Source organism: Lactobacillus sp. ESL0703 (assembly GCF_029433435.1).
In the GTDB taxonomy this organism is placed as follows: Bacteria; Bacillota; Bacilli; order Lactobacillales; family Lactobacillaceae; genus Lactobacillus.
The window spans coordinates 408282-424354 of sequence record NZ_JAQTIB010000001.1 but is presented as its reverse complement, the minus strand read 5'-3'; the positions used below and the strand labels follow the sequence as shown (position 1 = coordinate 424354).

Annotated in this window: 16 protein-coding genes; all 16 read left to right on the top strand. The window is 39.3% G+C overall.

All coding sequences use genetic code 11. The features are described 5' to 3' along the window. Positions 1-2: 2 nt before the first annotated feature. The 16 genes from ftsL to PT278_RS01775 all read left to right on the top strand — a co-directional run bounded on the left by ftsL (position 3) and on the right by PT278_RS01775 (position 16071). Positions 3-365: a cell division protein FtsL gene (ftsL, locus tag PT278_RS01850; protein ID WP_277129751.1), complete on the top strand. Its 363-nt coding sequence runs from the start codon at positions 3-5 to the stop codon at positions 363-365. Further along, a complete protein-coding gene (locus PT278_RS01845; protein WP_277129750.1) occupies positions 365-2530 on the top strand; it encodes a penicillin-binding transpeptidase domain-containing protein in 2166 nt (721 codons plus the stop codon). Before ftsL ends, PT278_RS01845 begins: the two co-directional genes overlap by 1 nt. Positions 2531-2537: 7 nt before the next feature. Then, complete coding sequence (gene mraY, locus PT278_RS01840) at positions 2538-3500, top strand: phospho-N-acetylmuramoyl-pentapeptide-transferase (protein WP_277129749.1); 963 nt, start codon at positions 2538-2540, stop codon at positions 3498-3500. Between the two features lie 10 nt (positions 3501-3510). Further along, positions 3511-4890 (top strand): UDP-N-acetylmuramoyl-L-alanine--D-glutamate ligase, encoded by a 1380-nt coding sequence (murD, locus tag PT278_RS01835; RefSeq protein WP_277129747.1) that lies wholly within the window; start codon positions 3511-3513, stop codon positions 4888-4890. Between the two features lies 1 nt (position 4891). Next, a complete protein-coding gene (gene murG / locus PT278_RS01830; protein WP_277129746.1) occupies positions 4892-5998 on the top strand; it encodes an undecaprenyldiphospho-muramoylpentapeptide beta-N-acetylglucosaminyltransferase in 1107 nt (368 codons plus the stop codon). 21 nt (positions 5999-6019) lie between these two features. Then, the gene (locus PT278_RS01825; RefSeq protein WP_277129745.1) at positions 6020-6874 is read left to right on the top strand and encodes a cell division protein FtsQ/DivIB; all 855 of its coding nucleotides are present in this window, start codon (positions 6020-6022) and stop codon (positions 6872-6874) included. Between the two features lie 54 nt (positions 6875-6928). Next, the gene (gene ftsA, locus PT278_RS01820) at positions 6929-8290 is read left to right on the top strand and encodes a cell division protein FtsA (protein ID WP_277129744.1); all 1362 of its coding nucleotides are present in this window, start codon (positions 6929-6931) and stop codon (positions 8288-8290) included. 15 nt (positions 8291-8305) lie between these two features. Further along, a complete protein-coding gene (ftsZ, locus tag PT278_RS01815; protein ID WP_277129743.1) occupies positions 8306-9634 on the top strand; it encodes a cell division protein FtsZ in 1329 nt (442 codons plus the stop codon). A 69-nt stretch (positions 9635-9703) separates the two neighbouring features. After that, entirely contained in the window at positions 9704-10090 is a 387-nt protein-coding gene (sepF, locus tag PT278_RS01810; protein ID WP_277129967.1) for a cell division protein SepF, read from the top strand. After that, positions 10090-10392, top strand: coding sequence for a YggT family protein (locus tag PT278_RS01805; RefSeq protein WP_277129742.1), 303 nt, complete (start codon positions 10090-10092; stop codon positions 10390-10392). Before sepF ends, PT278_RS01805 begins: the two co-directional genes overlap by 1 nt. Further along, positions 10392-11192, top strand: a complete 801-nt coding sequence (locus tag PT278_RS01800) for a YlmH/Sll1252 family protein (protein WP_277129741.1) — start codon at positions 10392-10394, stop codon at positions 11190-11192. The genes PT278_RS01805 and PT278_RS01800 overlap by 1 nt, the downstream gene beginning before the upstream one ends. Next, the gene (locus tag PT278_RS01795) at positions 11168-11935 is read left to right on the top strand and encodes a DivIVA domain-containing protein (protein ID WP_277129740.1); all 768 of its coding nucleotides are present in this window, start codon (positions 11168-11170) and stop codon (positions 11933-11935) included. Before PT278_RS01800 ends, PT278_RS01795 begins: the two co-directional genes overlap by 25 nt. 224 nt (positions 11936-12159) lie before the next feature. Next, the gene (gene ileS / locus PT278_RS01790) at positions 12160-14949 is read left to right on the top strand and encodes an isoleucine--tRNA ligase (RefSeq protein ID WP_277129739.1); all 2790 of its coding nucleotides are present in this window, start codon (positions 12160-12162) and stop codon (positions 14947-14949) included. Continuing rightward, positions 14949-15170: a cold shock domain-containing protein gene (locus tag PT278_RS01785; protein ID WP_277129738.1), complete on the top strand. Its 222-nt coding sequence runs from the start codon at positions 14949-14951 to the stop codon at positions 15168-15170. The genes ileS and PT278_RS01785 overlap by 1 nt, the downstream gene beginning before the upstream one ends. Beyond that, the gene (locus PT278_RS01780) at positions 15171-15734 is read left to right on the top strand and encodes an NUDIX hydrolase (protein ID WP_277129736.1); all 564 of its coding nucleotides are present in this window, start codon (positions 15171-15173) and stop codon (positions 15732-15734) included. It abuts the gene before it with no gap. Position 15735: 1 nt separating this feature from the next. Next, the gene (locus PT278_RS01775; RefSeq protein WP_277129735.1) at positions 15736-16071 is read left to right on the top strand and encodes a hypothetical protein; all 336 of its coding nucleotides are present in this window, start codon (positions 15736-15738) and stop codon (positions 16069-16071) included. Positions 16072-16073 lie beyond the last annotated feature (2 nt).

The following is a 16073-nucleotide window of genomic DNA, read 5'->3' as shown; positions in this document are numbered from 1 at the left end:
AGATGGCTGATAATTTAGCGAGAAAAATAGAGTTTAATCCTAATAAGCAAACGGAAACAGAAACTCAGCAGCGAATGGTGCTTGACCACCGCCGCGTTACTTGGTCTGCTTTTGAAAAATCTCTGCTTGTATTGGGAACCTTAATAACTTTAGGTTTGATGACCCTGTTAGTTTCTTCTAGTATTTCTGCTACTTCAGCTCAACATGAACTCACCAACGTGCAACAGTCAGTTGCTAAGAAACAAAGTCAAGTCAGTGATTTACATCAAGAAATAGGTGAGTTAACTTCAAGTGCGCGGATGAATAAGATCGCACGTAGTAAGGGATTAACTCTGATTGAAAAGAATATTAGGACTATTCACTAATGAAAAAACGCATTAGTAATTTAAGATTACAAAAATCCAAAGCCCACAGCTACCGCTTCACAGTAGGGAGATTTCTCCAAGTAGCTGTAGCTTTGGTTTTTCTTGTATTTACAGGTAGATTTTTATATATTGGTATCTCGCAGAAGGTTAGTGGTGAGAATTTAAGCCAACGTACAGAGCAATTATATAAGCGTAATGAGGTATTAAAGGCTAATCGCGGCACAATTTATGATCGTAATGGCTTGGCGGTTGCTCAAGACTCACATTTATATACTGTGTATGCGATTTTGGATAAGACTTCGATTAATTATCACAATAAGCCTGAATATGTAGTTAATAAAGAAAAGACTGCAGAAAAATTAGCTAAGGTTTTACCACTTTCGGCAGATACAATTTTGCATTATCTAAATCCTGCGCATACAGCTTTTCAAGTGCAATTTGGCGCTGCGGGCAGCGGCTTAACTAAAGAAGATAAAAGTAAAATTGAGCAGATGAGGCTGCCGGGGATTAAATTCTTTGAGACGCCGGCGCGACTGTATCCTAATGGTAACTTTGCTTCACACGTTGTTGGGATTGCAACGCCAAAATATAATAAGAAAACGAACTCAGAAAATCTGACGGGTACAATGGGCTTGGAAGCTTGGTATGATGACTTGTTGACTGGTAAAGATGGGTACCGGATTTCGTCAGTTGATGCTTCTAATTACCAAACACCGAATAGTACACAGGATTATCAGGCACCCAAAAATGGTGATAATCTTTACTTAACGATTGATTCGCAGCTGCAGGATTACTTGGAAGATCGTCTAACTTATGTGCAGAAGACTTATAACCCTGTTTCAATGACAGCGGTTGTTGAAGATATGAAAACGGGTAAGGTGCTTGCCGCATCACAGCGACCGACGTTTAATCCGCAGACTAAGAAGGGAATGTCCAAGTCATATCGCGATATTTTGGTTCAAGATACATATGAGCCTGGTTCAGTTTTCAAGGTCTTGACCTTGTCGGCCGCAGTTAATAGTGGTAATTATCATCCGTATCAGTACTATAATTCTGGATCAGTTACTGTTAGTGGGTCGACAATTCACGACTGGCAAACTTCTGGTTGGGGCAGCATTCCGTTTTCACAAGCCTTTCCGCGTTCAAGTAATACGGGATTTGTTCATATTGAACAACAGATGGGTGCCAAAACGTGGCGTAAATATTTGCGCAAGTTCCATATTGGGCAAAAGACCGGTGTCACTCTACCAGGTGAACAAGTGGGACTATTAGCCTTCAAGTCGCCGATCGATCAAGCAGTAACTAGCTTTGGCCAAGGGGTCAATGTTAATGTGATGCAAATGATGCAGGCATTCAGCAGTTTGGCAAATGATGGTCAAATGGTAAAGCCGCAATTTGTTGAAAAAGTAACGAACCCTGATGGTAAGACAATTACTGGTTACCAAATTAAAAATGTGGGTCAGCCCGTGTATTCCGCAGCGACAGCCAAAACAGTCTTAGCCAATATGCGGCGAGTACTTAACAAACGAATTGGTACGGGTTATGCATACAAGATGGATAATGCAAGTATTGCTGTCAAAACGGGGACAGCCCAGATTGCTAATCCTAAAGGCGGCGGCTACTTAAAGGGCGACAGCAACTATACTTTTTCAGTCGTTGGCGTCACCCCAGCCAAGCATCCACGTTACTGCATTTATATCACATTGAAGCAGCCACGGCAGATGAGTAAACCAGCAGAAACTATTTTGTCATCAATTTTTAAGCCAATGATGCGGCAAATTATCTTAATGGCGAAAAACGATCAAGATAATTCAACCGTAGTTAAAGTTCCCGATTTGAAAGGTCTTACTTATTCGGCTGCTGAGCAGGAAGTACAACGAGTAGGCTTGAGAATTGTTAAAATTGGCACAGGTGATAAAATTACTGCTCAGTCATATGCTAAGGGTCAAAAAGAACAGTCTGGCAAGCGAATGTTTGTTTTGACTTCAGGCAAGATTGTCTGTCCTGATATGAAAGGCTGGACACTAGATGATTTGCGGCAATTTGCGGAATTAACTGGTGTTAAGCTGAAGATCTCAGGTAGTGGTACTGTCGATAAGCAGAGTATTGCCCCCAAGACCAAGCTCAAGTCCAAAACCAAAATTGTAATTAATTTAAAGGAGTAAACACAATATGCTCATTACTAGCATCATTGCATTAGTTAGTTCATTAGTTTTAACGGCAATCTTTTTGCCGTGGATGATTATTTTTATGCGGTCACACCACGAGGGTCAAGAAATTCGAGATGAGGGTCCAAAATGGCATCAGAAAAAATCTGGTACCCCAACAATGGGTGGCGTTATTTTTGTCTTAGCAGCAGCCATTTCTTCAATCTGGGTTGCGGCTTGGCAACATAGCGTTAATAAAACCATTTGGATTTTAGTCATCAGTCTTTTAGGCTATGGCATTATCGGCTTTTTGGATGACGGCATTAAGCTCTTTTATAAGCGTAATCTAGGTTTACGGGCATGGCAAAAATTGTTGTTACAAATTTTGATTGCCGTAGTTATTGTTTGGATTGCAGCAACAGATAACTTTAAATTTAATTTGTTTATTCCGTTCTTTGGTGTCATTACCAATGTGATTTTGTTTACGCTGTTTGTCATTTTTTGGTTGGTTGGCTTCTCTAATGCGGTTAACCTTTCGGATGGTCTTGATGGTCTAGCAACAGGACTATCAATAGTTGCTTATGGCACATATGCTTATCTTGCCTTTAAGCAGAAGAACTTTGCTATTTTGATTTTCTGTATGAGTGTAATTGGCGGCTTGATTTCGTTCTTTATTTTCAATCATAAGCCGGCTAAAATTTTCATGGGTGATGCTGGTTCACTTGCCTTGGGCGGTGGACTTGCTGCTGTCAGCGTCTTTTTAAATAGACCATGGTCGCTGCTTTTAGTTGGTATTGTGTTTGTTTGTGAAACTGCCAGCGTTATTTTGCAGGTAATTTCGTTCCAAACAACGGGAAAACGAATTTTTAAGATGACACCTGTCCACCATCATTTTGAAATGTTAGGTTGGTCAGAATGGAAAGTCGATACTGTTTTCTGGCTGGTAGGACTAATCGGCAGTATTTTGTATTTAGTAATCTGGGGTTAAGATAGTAAAAATGAAACAGATTGACACGTATAAGAATAAAAACATTTTGGTTTTGGGTCTTGGGAAGAGCGGTTTTGCAGTAAGTACGTTATTGCTTAAACTCGGTGCAAAGCTGACTTTAAATGACAAGACAGACTTAGACCAAAATGAACATGCACAGGAATTGGTAAAGATGGGGGTTCGGGTAATTGGCGGCCACCATCCAACTGAATTGTTTGACCAAGAACACTTTGATTATTTGGTTAAAAATCCGGGTATTCCATACGAAAATCCGATGGTTCAAAAAGCAGCCGAATTAGAAGTACCAATTATTACAGAGCCCGAAATTGCATTAAGTGTCAGTGAAGCACCGTATGTCTGTGTTACTGGATCAAATGGTAAAACAACAACAGTAATGCTGACGCAGCAAATTTTGGATCATCATTTAACTAAAAATGGTCATCATGCCTATGCCGTAGGTAATATTGGCGTACCGATTTCTGAGGTAGTCACTAAGGCAACTAAAGATGATATTCTTGTCGTTGAAATGTCTAGCTTTCAATTATTGGGTGTAACTGACATTGATCCACGTGTAGCAGCAGTCGTTGATATTTATCATAATGTCCACCTGGATTATCATAAAACCTTTGCCAATTATGTTAGTGCCAAACTGAACGTTACAAGAACTCAGTCTGCTGCTAATTACTTCATTGCTAATTTGGATCAACCAGAGATTTTGGCCCAAGAAAAGGCAATTACTAAAGCCCATATTCAAACTTTTTCGGAGACAGATCGGACTGCCGATTATTTTATTGCTGACGGCTATTTACAGAGCCAGACAGATAAGATTATTAAGACAAGTGAAATGAAGTTGCCAGGGGTCCACAACCAGCAGAACGCTCTGGTTGCAATTGCAATTAGCAAGTTAATGGGTGCAGATGATGAAGACATTCAGGAGGTCTTAACAACTTTCACTGGTGCAAAACACCGGCTGCAATATGTGATGACTTTGGATGACCGTAAAATTTACAACGATTCTAAGTCAACTAATATTGAAGCTGCAACGGTCGCAATTCCATCATTTACGGAACCAGAGGTTTTGATTGCTGGTGGCCTTGACCGTGGCTTTACCTTTGATTCGTTAGTGCCGCTGTTTAAAAAGCATGTTAAAGCAATCGTGCTTTATGGCGAAACGCGGTATTTACTAGCTGATGCCGCTCGCAAGGCTGGTATTAAGCAGATTGTAATTGAAAACACCTTGCAAGAAGCGGTTCCTAAGGCATATGAACTGACTACGGCTGGCGATGTTTTACTGTTTTCACCTGCATGTGCTTCTTGGGATCAATTTAGAACCTTTGAAGAGCGCGGCGATTACTTTATCAAGTTTGTTAAGGATTTAAAGACAAAATAAAATGAGAGTTATTTTTACTGGTGGCGGTACAGGCGGCCACATTTACCCAATTATGGCAATTATTGAGCGGCTGAAGGAACGGCAGCTTGCGACAAATGATGAAATTTTATTTGTTGGTACTGAGCGCGGACTAGAATCGAAAATTGTTCCGGCAGCTGGAGTTAATTTTAAAACAATTGAAATTCAAGGTTTTAATCGTAAACATTTGTTAAAAAACTTCAGTACTATTAATATGTTCCTTAAGGCAACTAAACGTGCTAAAAAAATCCTGCAGGAATTTAAGCCGGACGTTGTTTTAGGCACAGGCGGCTATGTCAGTGGTGCAATCGTTTATGAAGCTGCAAAAATGGGGATTCCAACAATGATTCACGAATCTAATTCGGTTGTTGGAGTGGCCAATAAGTTCTTGGGTCATTATGTTGACAAGATTTGTTACAGCTTTGATGATGCTGCCACGCAATTTTCAGAAAAGAAAAAGCTAGTTAAAACTGGTAATCCGCGTTCACAGCAGGTCTTGGGCTTAAATGAGCAACATGTTAACTTAGAAAGTGAATGGAATTTTAATCCTAAAATTCCGACTGTTCTTGTCTTTGGCGGTTCACGTGGTGCCTTGGCAATTAATCGGGTAATGCTGCAGTCATTATTGAAATTGAAAGACAAACCATATCAAATTGTATGGGCAACGGGAACTTTGTATTTTGATAAAGTTCAAGAAAAATTGCAGGGAATTGATTACGGTAATAACATTAAAGTCTTGCCATATATTAAAGATATGCCTGCAGTCTTGCCAGAAATGACTTGTGTGATTTCACGTTCTGGCGCTACAAGTATTGCGGAATTTACGGCATTGGGTGTTCCCGCAATTTTAATTCCTAGCCCTAATGTTACGCATAATCACCAGATGAAAAATGCAACTGACTTGGAAAAGGCAGGTGCAGCACTGGTGATTGCGGAAGATGATTTAAATACTAATAGTTTTGTATCTTCAATCGATCATATTTTGCTCGATACAAAATATGCAAATGAAATGAGTGAGTCATCAAAGAAGCTGGGTGTTTCTGATGCTTCCGATCAGGTAATTAAGGTTATGCAGTCGATTGTCAAGTAATGAATAAGGGAGGTGAGGCAGATGTCGAAAAAACGGATAACTAAGATTGATCCTAAAGAAAAGTTAGATCATTATTTGGATTATCAAGCTGACCAGAACAAACATCAGCAACATAAAAATAAGGTCTCTGCCTCGCTTAATCACTTGCATAGTGAACGGAAATCAGCGCTGATTAGACGATTAGGCTTAATTGTTGGGATTGCTCTATTCGCAATCATTGGACTGGGCTATTATATTTCACCGCTTGCTAACATTAGAAGTGTACAAGTGACTGGTGGTGATGATTTGCCAGCTAAAGAAGTAGTTGCAATATCAGGAATTAAGTCGAGTGACAAGGTTTGCGACTACTTTTTAAAGCAAGCAGCAGTTAATCACAAACTAACTAATAAATACACAGAAGTTAAAAACGTTTGGTTTACTGTTAAAAATTTCAATCAATTGGTTTTGCATATCAATGAATTTAAAACAATTAGTTATATTAAAACAGATAATAGGTACCGTAAAATTCTTTCGCATGGTAAACTAGGTACAAGGCTTTTGCCGTGGAATATGGTAGATCATGATAAGCCAATTTTTGTAGGTTATAGTCATAAGGTTTCTTTAAAACAAGATCTTTTATTATTTAATAGTTTACCTAGTGATTTTCAGGAACAAATAAAATTATTAAGTGGTAATACTAGACGTAAATCACAAGTCATTTTTGTAATGAAAGATGGCAATGTGATTACAGGAAATGTTTCTACTCTCAAAGATAAAATAAAGTACTATAATGAAATCAAATCTAAAGTAAAGAAAAATAGTTTAATTGATTTAGAAGTAGGAGTTTTTAGTAGACCGCTCACAACAAGTGAGAAGAAGGCTTATGGCATATCATAAACTTGATTAGAGTTTTGCTAAAACTTACTAATGCGTATCGATGGGGGGTTAATTTTGGACAATTCAAATTTATTAGTAGGCCTTGATATAGGTACTACGAGTGTGAAAGCAGTAGTTGCTGATTCCGGTAAGGTAATCGGCGCAGTTGCAATTCCTAATAAGGGCATGCGACATGGTAATATCATTGATATTGATGAGACGGCGAGTGCAATTAGTCGTGCATTAAAAGAAATTGCCGATAAGACAAATGCACGGATTTATAGCGTAGTTACGGGGATACCTGTTGGACTCTTGCAACTAGAAACAGCCAGTGATTTGATTAATGTTAGTGATAACGGTCAAGAAGTTGGCAATAGTGATGTTAAACGTGTTTTGCGAGCTGCAGTTAAGTCCGCAGTTAAAAATGAGCGTGAACCAATTGCTTTTTTACCAAGCCGATTTTTGATTGATGGTAAAACTGAGGTTGATGATCCGCGCAAGATGATTGCCCACTCCCTTGCAGTTCAAGGAATTTTACTGACTGCACCAGCTAGTCCTTTGCATAATATTAAAAAGGCAATTGAACGCGCTGGCTACCAGAACAATTTCTTTGTGCCAACCCCTCTGGCTATTGCAAGTGTTGCTCTTGATGAAAGTGAACGTACTTTTGGTTCAATTATTCTTGATTTGGGCGGCGGTGTGACCACTGCCACTGTTATTCATGACGGTCAGATCAAGTATGCAAATATTGACTTTGAAGGCGGCAGCGATATCAGCAATGATATTTCAGTTGTCCTGAGCACTTCCAAAAAGGATGCAGAACAAATCAAGTTAGACTATGGCTATGCCGATCCGGAATTGGCATCAACAAAAGACAAGTTTGCCGTTAACAGTGTTGGCACTGATGGTCAGCAAATGGTTGATGAAGTATACTTGAGCAATATCATTAATGCACGGCTGATGCAGACCATTGAACGCATTGGTAAGGGCTTAAATAAGCATGATGCCTTAAAATTGCCAGGCGGTATTATTATCACTGGCGGCAATAGCCTGCTTCAGGGAATTGATAACATTGTTGCCAAGGCTTTAGGAGTAAAGACACGGATTTATCAACCAGATCAGATTGGGATGCGTAATCCAGTATATTCTGCCGCTTATGGTATTGTTAACTATTCGTATAGAATGTCTGATATTGACTTTTTGGTTATTAGTGCAATTTATGGCAAGAGTTTGCTTGGGCAAACAGATGATGAGCCGACTCCTGAGAATTTAAAAAAATCAAAAAGACCGGCAGCTGCTAGTGAAACCAAAGTAAAAGAAGAATATAATAGACATGAGATGCTGAAGCGAGACAAAAAATCGCAAAGTAAACAAAAAAATAATAATCAAAATAAAGATAAAGGCATTAAGAATTTTTTGAAAAAGTTCTTTGATTAAAGGTGGTTAATTTAGATGGATTTTACGTTCGATTCAGACGACAATAAAAATGCTGTGATCAAAGTAATTGGTGTCGGCGGTGCTGGTGGTAACGCTGTTAACCGAATGATTGATGACGGTGTTCAAGGCGTTTCTTTTGTTGCAGCCAATACCGATGTGCAGGCACTTAACAGTAATAAAGCAGAAACTAAAATTCAGCTAGGGCCTAAGCTGACCAGAGGACTAGGTGCGGGTTCGCATCCGGAAGTTGGTCAAAAGGCTGCTGAAGAAAGTGAACAAACAATTGAGGATGCACTTAAAGGCGCTGATATGATTTTTATTACCGCCGGAATGGGTGGCGGTACCGGTACTGGTGCTGCGCCAATTGTTGCTAAAATTGCCCGCGAAACTGGTGCTTTGACTGTTGGTGTAGTAACACGACCATTTACTTTTGAAGGACCAAAGCGTTCTAAAAATGCGACTGAAGGTATTGCCCAATTAAAGCAATATGTTGATACATTAGTTATTATTGCTAACAACCGTTTGCTTGAGATGGTTGATAAAAAGACACCAATGATGGATGCCTTTAAGGAAGCTGACAATGTCTTAAAGCAAGGTGTTCAAGGAATTTCTGACTTGATTACCTCAACAGATTACGTTAACTTGGACTTTGCCGATGTTAAGACAGTCATGGCTAACCAAGGTGCTGCATTAATGGGAATTGGTCGTGCTAGCGGTGAAAACAGAACGGTTGAAGCTACTAAGTTAGCAATTTCTTCACCGTTACTTGAAGTTTCAATTGATGGTGCTAAGCAAGTATTGCTCAACATTACTGGTGGTCCAGATTTGACCTTGTTTGAAGCTCAAGATGCTTCTGAAATTGTATCTAAGGCAGCTGGCGATGATGTTAACATTATCTTTGGTACATCAATTAATCCTAATTTAGGTGACGAAGTTGTTGTGACTGTGATTGCAACTGGAATTAGTTCTCAAGCTGAAGAAGAAGCTTCAAAACAGCTTCCGGGCCGCAGCCACCAAGTTAAGGCACAAGAAACAACCAGCGAGATTAAGCATGAAAAGTCAGAACCTCAAGAACAACAAGTAGTAAGTCATGAACAAACTGTAGATCAAGCACCGGTTCAATCTGCACCAAAGCATAAGCCAATGGTCGATCCAACTAGTGTTTGGGGTTTGAACAATGACAGTCAAGAAACAAGACGGTCAACACCAAACATCAATCAACAAGATAATTTCAACTCATTTGATGAAGATGAGCAGAGCAGCATTTCACAAATCGAAACAAGTGCCCAAGATGATGACGATACTGATGATATTCCATTTTTTAGGCACCGTGGTGAGAACTAATAGGAGGCAAAAGAATTGGCTTTTAGTAAAATAGGTAAATTTTTTGGCATTTCTGATGAAGATGATGACATGCTTGATGCAGAAGAATACCTTGATGACCAAGAAGTTGACAACGACAATGTTCCAGCCAATACAATCGATCATGATAAGATTGTTTCAATTAAGTCAGGGATGAATTCTGCTAAAAGTAAAATTGTCTTATATGAACCGCGAGTTTATTCTGATGCTAAAGATGTTGCCCAAAATTTGCTGAATAACAAAGCAGTTATCATTAATTTTAGTAGAATGGAAGATACGTCTGCGAGACGGATTGTTGATTTTATTACGGGGACAGTTTATGCATTGAACGGTGAAATTCAACGCATCGGCGACAAGATTTTCTTGGCAACGCCGCCTAAGTTTGTAACTAACGGTAAAATTAGTGATTTAGTTGATAAGAAAGATAATTTAAGTTAATGCTCACAATAGTTTCTTATGTTTTAGGTGCAATCAACTGGCTAATCTGGCTATATAGTATCATTATGGTAATTGATGCAATTATGAGTTGGGTGCCGTTTTTGCGGGATTCAGCTGTTGGGAGATTTCTTAACCGAATAATTGATCCCTACTTAAATATTTTTCGCAAGGGTCCAATTCAAAAGTTATCGTATGCAACTGGGTTAGACTTGTCTTTTCTGCTGGGATTATTAGTCCTTTACTTTGTGCAGGATTATGCCCTAAATTGGATAGCTAATATACTCTTTCGGGTGTTAGGCTGATGCTCAAGAGACAGGCAAGTAGCTTTTACCCACACTTTGATTCAGAAGAAAAATCGACTGTTGACAAGATGGTCGGTTTTTTTAATCAGGTTATTTTTAAGCATGAGGCAATTCTGACAGACTTTTTAGATCCAGCCCAAAGGGATATTTTAAAGACTGTTGTTGGCGGCGACTTATTTATTCAGGAGTTTGGCGGCTACAATGATGCGGAAAAAAAGCGAGTTTATTTAAGCGAAGAATGGGTTAATTTAATGCCGGTGGACTATCAAGTAACGGCATGTGAAATTTATTATCCTAGCAAGTTTGCCCAATTAACTCATAGTTCAATTTTAGGAACATTAGCCAATTCTGGAATTGAGACGAATACCTTCGGCGATATCATTACTGATGGTGTTGGTAAATGGCAGTTTTTCATTAAAACAGAACTACTTAATTTTTTTACTGAGCAGATTGACCGCATTGGCCGCACGCAGGTCAAGGTTCGTGCAATTTTGCCGACGGAAATTCTAATTCCAGAAGATGATAGTCAGATTGTTCCACTGTTTGTTGCTTCTCTTAGAATTGATGCGGTTCTAGCTGGCATCAGTAAGACTAGTCGTGGACAATTAAAAACGGCAATTAATACCAATTTAGTAAAATTAAATTGGCATGGAGTGCAAGATTCTAATATAATAGTAAAAGTAGGTGATGTCCTTAGCCTAAGACATTTTGGCAGAAGTCAAATTATGGACATTACAACAACTAAAAAAGGTAAATATAGGGTGGTGCTAAAACTGTGGCAGACAAAAAAACACAAGTAAAAAGATTAACGCCAATGGACATCCACAATCAAGAATTTAAAAAGCGTGGACTTAACGGTTATGATCGTCAGCAAGTTGACAGCTTTTTAGATCAGGTTGTCGATGATTACGGTGACGCTTTAGACCAGACGGTTGATTTAAAAAACAATATTGTTGGCTTAAAAGATCAAGTTGCAAAATTACAGACGCAGGTTGACCAGTATCAGCAAACTGAAAAAGCAGCTGAGCAAACACTTGCTAATGCGCAAGAACAGGCACAAGAAATTATTAATAATGCAACACAGCAGATTGCGACAAATACTAATTATGAAAGACAGCAACAGGAAACTCTTCAAGCTGACTATGAACGTCTGAAGAAAGAAATTGCTGGTTATCGTAATCATCTTCAAGACCTGTTGCAAATTGCAATCGATAATTTAAGTGATGAGAAGTGGCAAAAGGCCCTCGACAAATATTTTTCAACTGAACGTTTTTATCCGCCAGATGGCTCTGAGCCAATCACTTTGGTTGATGACGATGAAGATATTGAAGATGACGAAGAGCTAGATGAGCTTGACAATGATGATGAAGATGACGTAAACTTTGAGGAAGATATTGAAGAGGATCAGTCTCTGGACCAACCACACCCAATGGCTGGTGATAGTCCAAGTAACGAAACTGTTAATCGTCAATCGTCTAACTCATTAGATAATGATTCTGGACCAGTAATTATTTTTCCAGATGATTACAAAGATCATAATTAATAATAAACTGACAGTAAAACTTGCAGGCAATTCAGCGAATTAGCGCTGGTGGGAGGCTAATGTAAGAGCCTAATAGTTGATCGGCTGCCTTATTTAGTTTATTTGCGTCAATTGCACGATACGCAATACATAAGTGGAGTTTAACAGCTCAATTTAGGTGGTACCACGATGATAAACCTCGTCCTAATTTAGGGCGAGGTTTTTTTGCAGAAAGGAAATTGAAAATGAGAGTAAAAGATACACTCAATTTGGGTAAAACCAAATTCAAAATGCGGGGCAACCTGCCTGTTCGTGAAGCCGAATGGCAAAAAGATTGGGAAGAAAATAAATTATATGAACAAAGATTGAAGTTAAACGAGGGTAAACCACGTTTTGACTTACATGATGGCCCGCCATTTGCCAATGGTAATATTCACATGGGTCATGCAATGAACAAAATTTCCAAAGATATTATTGTTCGTTACAAAAATATGGATGGCTATTATGCACCATACGTTCCGGGTTGGGATACTCACGGCTTGCCAATTGAGCAACAATTAGCTAAGCAAGGGATCGACCGCAAGACGATGGATCGAGCAGAATACCGTAAGCTCTGTGAAGAATTTGCTAGAAAAGAAATTAAAAAGCAAATGGCTGACTTCAAGCGGCTTGGCGTGATGGGTGATTGGGATCACCCATATATCACTTTGCAGCCTGAATATGAAGCTGAAGAGATTCGGGTTTTTGGTAAAATGTACGAAAATGGCTACATTTACAAGGGTAAGAAGCCGGTTTACTGGTCACCATCAAGTGAATCAACCTTAGCTGAAGCTGAAGTAGAATATCACGATATTAAATCACCATCAATTTATGTTGCTTTCCCAGTTAAAGATGGTAAGGGAATTTTAGATGACAAAGATACTTACTTTTTAATTTGGACGACAACACCATGGACGATTCCAACTAACCAAGGAATCACGGTTAATCCAAGATTTGATTATTCTGTTGTCCAGGTTGGTGATAAGCGCTATGTTGTAGGCACTGATCGTCTTGAAGCAGTTGCTAAAGACCTTGACTGGACCGATTATGAAGTTGTTCAACATATGCAGGGAACTGATATGGATCGCATGGTTGCTAAGCACCCATTGTATGACCAAGATTCACTAGTGATGAATGCACTTCACGTTACTTCTAGTGACGGTACCGGCTTAGTCCACACTGCTTCCGGCTTTGGTGAAGATGACTATAACGTTAGTCAAAAATATGGTCTGCCAGTTTTCAGCCCAATGGATAACAAAGGCTGCTTTACTTCTGAAGTTCCTGATCCAGATTTAGTTGGTATGTTCTATGATGATGCCAATAAGGTTGTTAGTGACAAACTGGAGAAATCTGGTAACTTACTGAAATTAAGCTTCTTTACTCACTCATACCCTCATGATTGGCGGACCAAGAAGCCGGTTATTTACCGGGCAACTACTCAATGGTTTGCTTCAATTAAAAAGTGTCGTGACCAAATTCTTGAGCAAATCGACAAGGTAAACTTTACGCCATCTTGGGGTAAATTACGTCTGCACAATATGATTAAGGACCGTGGCGACTGGGTAATTTCACGTCAACGGGCATGGGGTGTGCCACTACCAATTTTCTATGCCGAAGATGATACCCCAATTGTTACTCCAGAAACGATTGAACATATTGCCCAAATTTTCGCTAAAGAAGGCTCAAATGCCTGGTACACACATTCAGCTGAAGAATTACTTCCAGAAGGCTTTACTTCAGAGCATTCACCAAATGGTAAGTTCAGAAAAGAAACTGATATTTTGGATGTTTGGTTCGATTCTGGGTCATCACATCAAGCAGTTATGGCTCACCGTGAAGACTTGCGCTTCCCAGCTGACTTGTACCTTGAAGGTAGTGACCAATACCGTGGCTGGTTTAACTCTAGTTTAATTACTTCTGTTGCAACAACTGGTCAGGCACCTTATAAAGAAATTCTGTCACAAGGCTTTGTTCTTGATGATAAGGGTCATAAGATGTCGAAGTCCCTTGGCAATGTAATTTCACCAAACGATGTAATCAAGCAAATGGGTGCGGAAATTATTCGTCTGTGGGTAGCTTCAGTTGACACTACTTCTGATGTTGCCGTTTCACAAGATATTTTGCGTCAAACTTCAGAAGGTTACCGTAAAATCAGAAATACCTTCCGTTACATGCTTGCTAATACAACCGACTTTGATCCAAGCAGCAATCGGGTAGCTTATGAAGACATGAATTCAATTGACCAATATATGGAAGTCAAATTGAATGACCTGATTAAGGAATGCCTTGACAGTTACGATCATTATGACTTTAATAGTGTTTATAAGAAGGTCTTTGCCTTTATTTCTAATGACTTGTCAGCCTTTTATCTGGACTTTGCCAAAGATGTTTTATACATTGAGAGTGAAGATGGTCTTGCAAGACGTTCAATGCAAACAGTTATTTATGATGCTGCTGTTAAGTTAGCCAAAATCTTAACGCCAATTTTGCCGCATACAATGGAAGAAATCTGGTCATTCTTAAAAGAACCAGAAGATTACATTCAACTTGCAAATATGCCAGAAGTTGAAGAATTTGCTAACCATGACGCATTATTAGATAACTGGACGCATTTTATGCACTTGCGTGATGATGTTTTGAAAGCATTGGAAGAAGCACGGGATAAGAAGTTAATCGGTAAATCATTTGAAGCTGCCGTTACTATTTATCCAACTGCAGAAACTAAGGCTGTCCTTGATGAATTGGATGCTGACTTTAGACAAATTTTGATTGTTTCTAAGTTAGTCATTGCTGACGGTGAAGCCCCAGCAGATGCTGAACAACTGCCAAATGCTGCAATTGTTGTTGAACATGCAGCAGGCGAAGCTTGCCCACGTTGCCGGATGATTAGGACAGATATCGGTAGTGATACTGATTTACCTTTGCTTTGTGGTCGCTGTGCTGCCATTGTTAAGGAAGATCATCCTGAAGCAGTTCAAGAAGGATTAGAAGAATAATGCGTTTAGGAACAGTAAAACAATTTGACCAGGACAGTAGTTTTGGTTTTATTGAGGATAACGACAACCACAAATCGTACTTTGTATTTTATACAGCGATTAAAGAGGAAGGCTACCGCCGTCTTCAAGTGGGCCAAAAGGTTAAGTACCAACTTGCACAAGGTAAAAATGGTTTGCAGTGTGTCAACGTGTATTTAGCTGATACGCAGGAAAGTGAGTAAATGGATTTAACAGAGACTGAAATTTCTTCAAAAGAAATTTTTAAGGGCCGAATTGTTGATCTTGATGTTAGAACAATTAGGCTGCCTAACGGTGCTAGTGCAACTAGAGAAGTGGTTAACCACCAACCGGCTGCAGCTGTAATTGCGGTTAACAGCAAGCAGGAAATGCTGCTGGTTGAACAGTGGCGTGAGCCTATTAAAGAATTGACCTTGGAGATTCCAGCTGGGTTAATTGATGAAACTGATGCTAGTCCACTGGATGCGATGAAGCGTGAGCTGAACGAAGAGGGCGGCTACCGCGCAGACTATTGGGAAAAAGTCGCTGAATTTTATTCTTCACCCGGTTTTACTAATGAAAAATTGCATTTGTTCTATTGTGATACATTAACCGAGTTAACTGATAAGCGGCCACTTGATACCGATGAGTTTTTAACTACTCATTGGTACAATCTAGCTGATTTAAAGCAACTGTCTGCTCAGGGTAAAATTGTTGATGCTAAAACCTTATATGCAATGAGTGTATGGGAAAATATGCTGCTGACAGGTGCAAAAGCGAAGGAATAATATGACTGAGAAACGATCCGATTACCGCAAACAAGTAAAACGTAAAAAGAATAATAATCTTTTACATACAATTAAGTCGGCTTTTGATGGTGAAGACGAAGAAGTTGATGTCAATCCTGACTTTAAGCGCGATCCTGAAGAAAAAGAGCGTAAGACTGCTTCGGGATCAAAGGTGCGCCAGCATGCAACTCGTGAGGCTGAGTCACAAAAGACGACGAAGCAAGGAAAAGAACCTAGTGCTGACAAGGCACTACTCTTGAAGAAAAAGCTGAATCGAGCAATTTTGATTGTAATTGTTTTAATTGTTTTGGTATTATTGGCGTTGTTTCATTTATAAAG

What these genes read in the sequence shown, in the direction of transcription:
- ftsL (WP_277129751.1), top strand. Translation starts at nt 3, where the DNA reads ATGGCTGATAATTTAGCGAGAAAAATAGAGTTTAATCCTAATAAGCAA.
- PT278_RS01845 (WP_277129750.1), top strand. Translation starts at nt 365, where the DNA reads ATGAAAAAACGCATTAGTAATTTAAGATTACAAAAATCCAAAGCCCAC.
- mraY (WP_277129749.1), top strand. Translation starts at nt 2,538, where the DNA reads ATGCTCATTACTAGCATCATTGCATTAGTTAGTTCATTAGTTTTAACG.
- murD (WP_277129747.1), top strand. Translation starts at nt 3,511, where the DNA reads ATGAAACAGATTGACACGTATAAGAATAAAAACATTTTGGTTTTGGGT.
- murG (WP_277129746.1), top strand. Translation starts at nt 4,892, where the DNA reads ATGAGAGTTATTTTTACTGGTGGCGGTACAGGCGGCCACATTTACCCA.
- PT278_RS01825 (WP_277129745.1), top strand. Translation starts at nt 6,020, where the DNA reads ATGTCGAAAAAACGGATAACTAAGATTGATCCTAAAGAAAAGTTAGAT.
- ftsZ (WP_277129743.1), top strand. Translation starts at nt 8,306, where the DNA reads ATGGATTTTACGTTCGATTCAGACGACAATAAAAATGCTGTGATCAAA.
- sepF (WP_277129967.1), top strand. Translation starts at nt 9,704, where the DNA reads ATGCTTGATGCAGAAGAATACCTTGATGACCAAGAAGTTGACAACGAC.
- PT278_RS01805 (WP_277129742.1), top strand. Translation starts at nt 10,090, where the DNA reads ATGCTCACAATAGTTTCTTATGTTTTAGGTGCAATCAACTGGCTAATC.
- PT278_RS01800 (WP_277129741.1), top strand. Translation starts at nt 10,392, where the DNA reads ATGCTCAAGAGACAGGCAAGTAGCTTTTACCCACACTTTGATTCAGAA.
- ileS (WP_277129739.1), top strand. Translation starts at nt 12,160, where the DNA reads ATGAGAGTAAAAGATACACTCAATTTGGGTAAAACCAAATTCAAAATG.
- PT278_RS01785 (WP_277129738.1), top strand. Translation starts at nt 14,949, where the DNA reads ATGCGTTTAGGAACAGTAAAACAATTTGACCAGGACAGTAGTTTTGGT.
- PT278_RS01780 (WP_277129736.1), top strand. Translation starts at nt 15,171, where the DNA reads ATGGATTTAACAGAGACTGAAATTTCTTCAAAAGAAATTTTTAAGGGC.
- PT278_RS01775 (WP_277129735.1), top strand. Translation starts at nt 15,736, where the DNA reads ATGACTGAGAAACGATCCGATTACCGCAAACAAGTAAAACGTAAAAAG.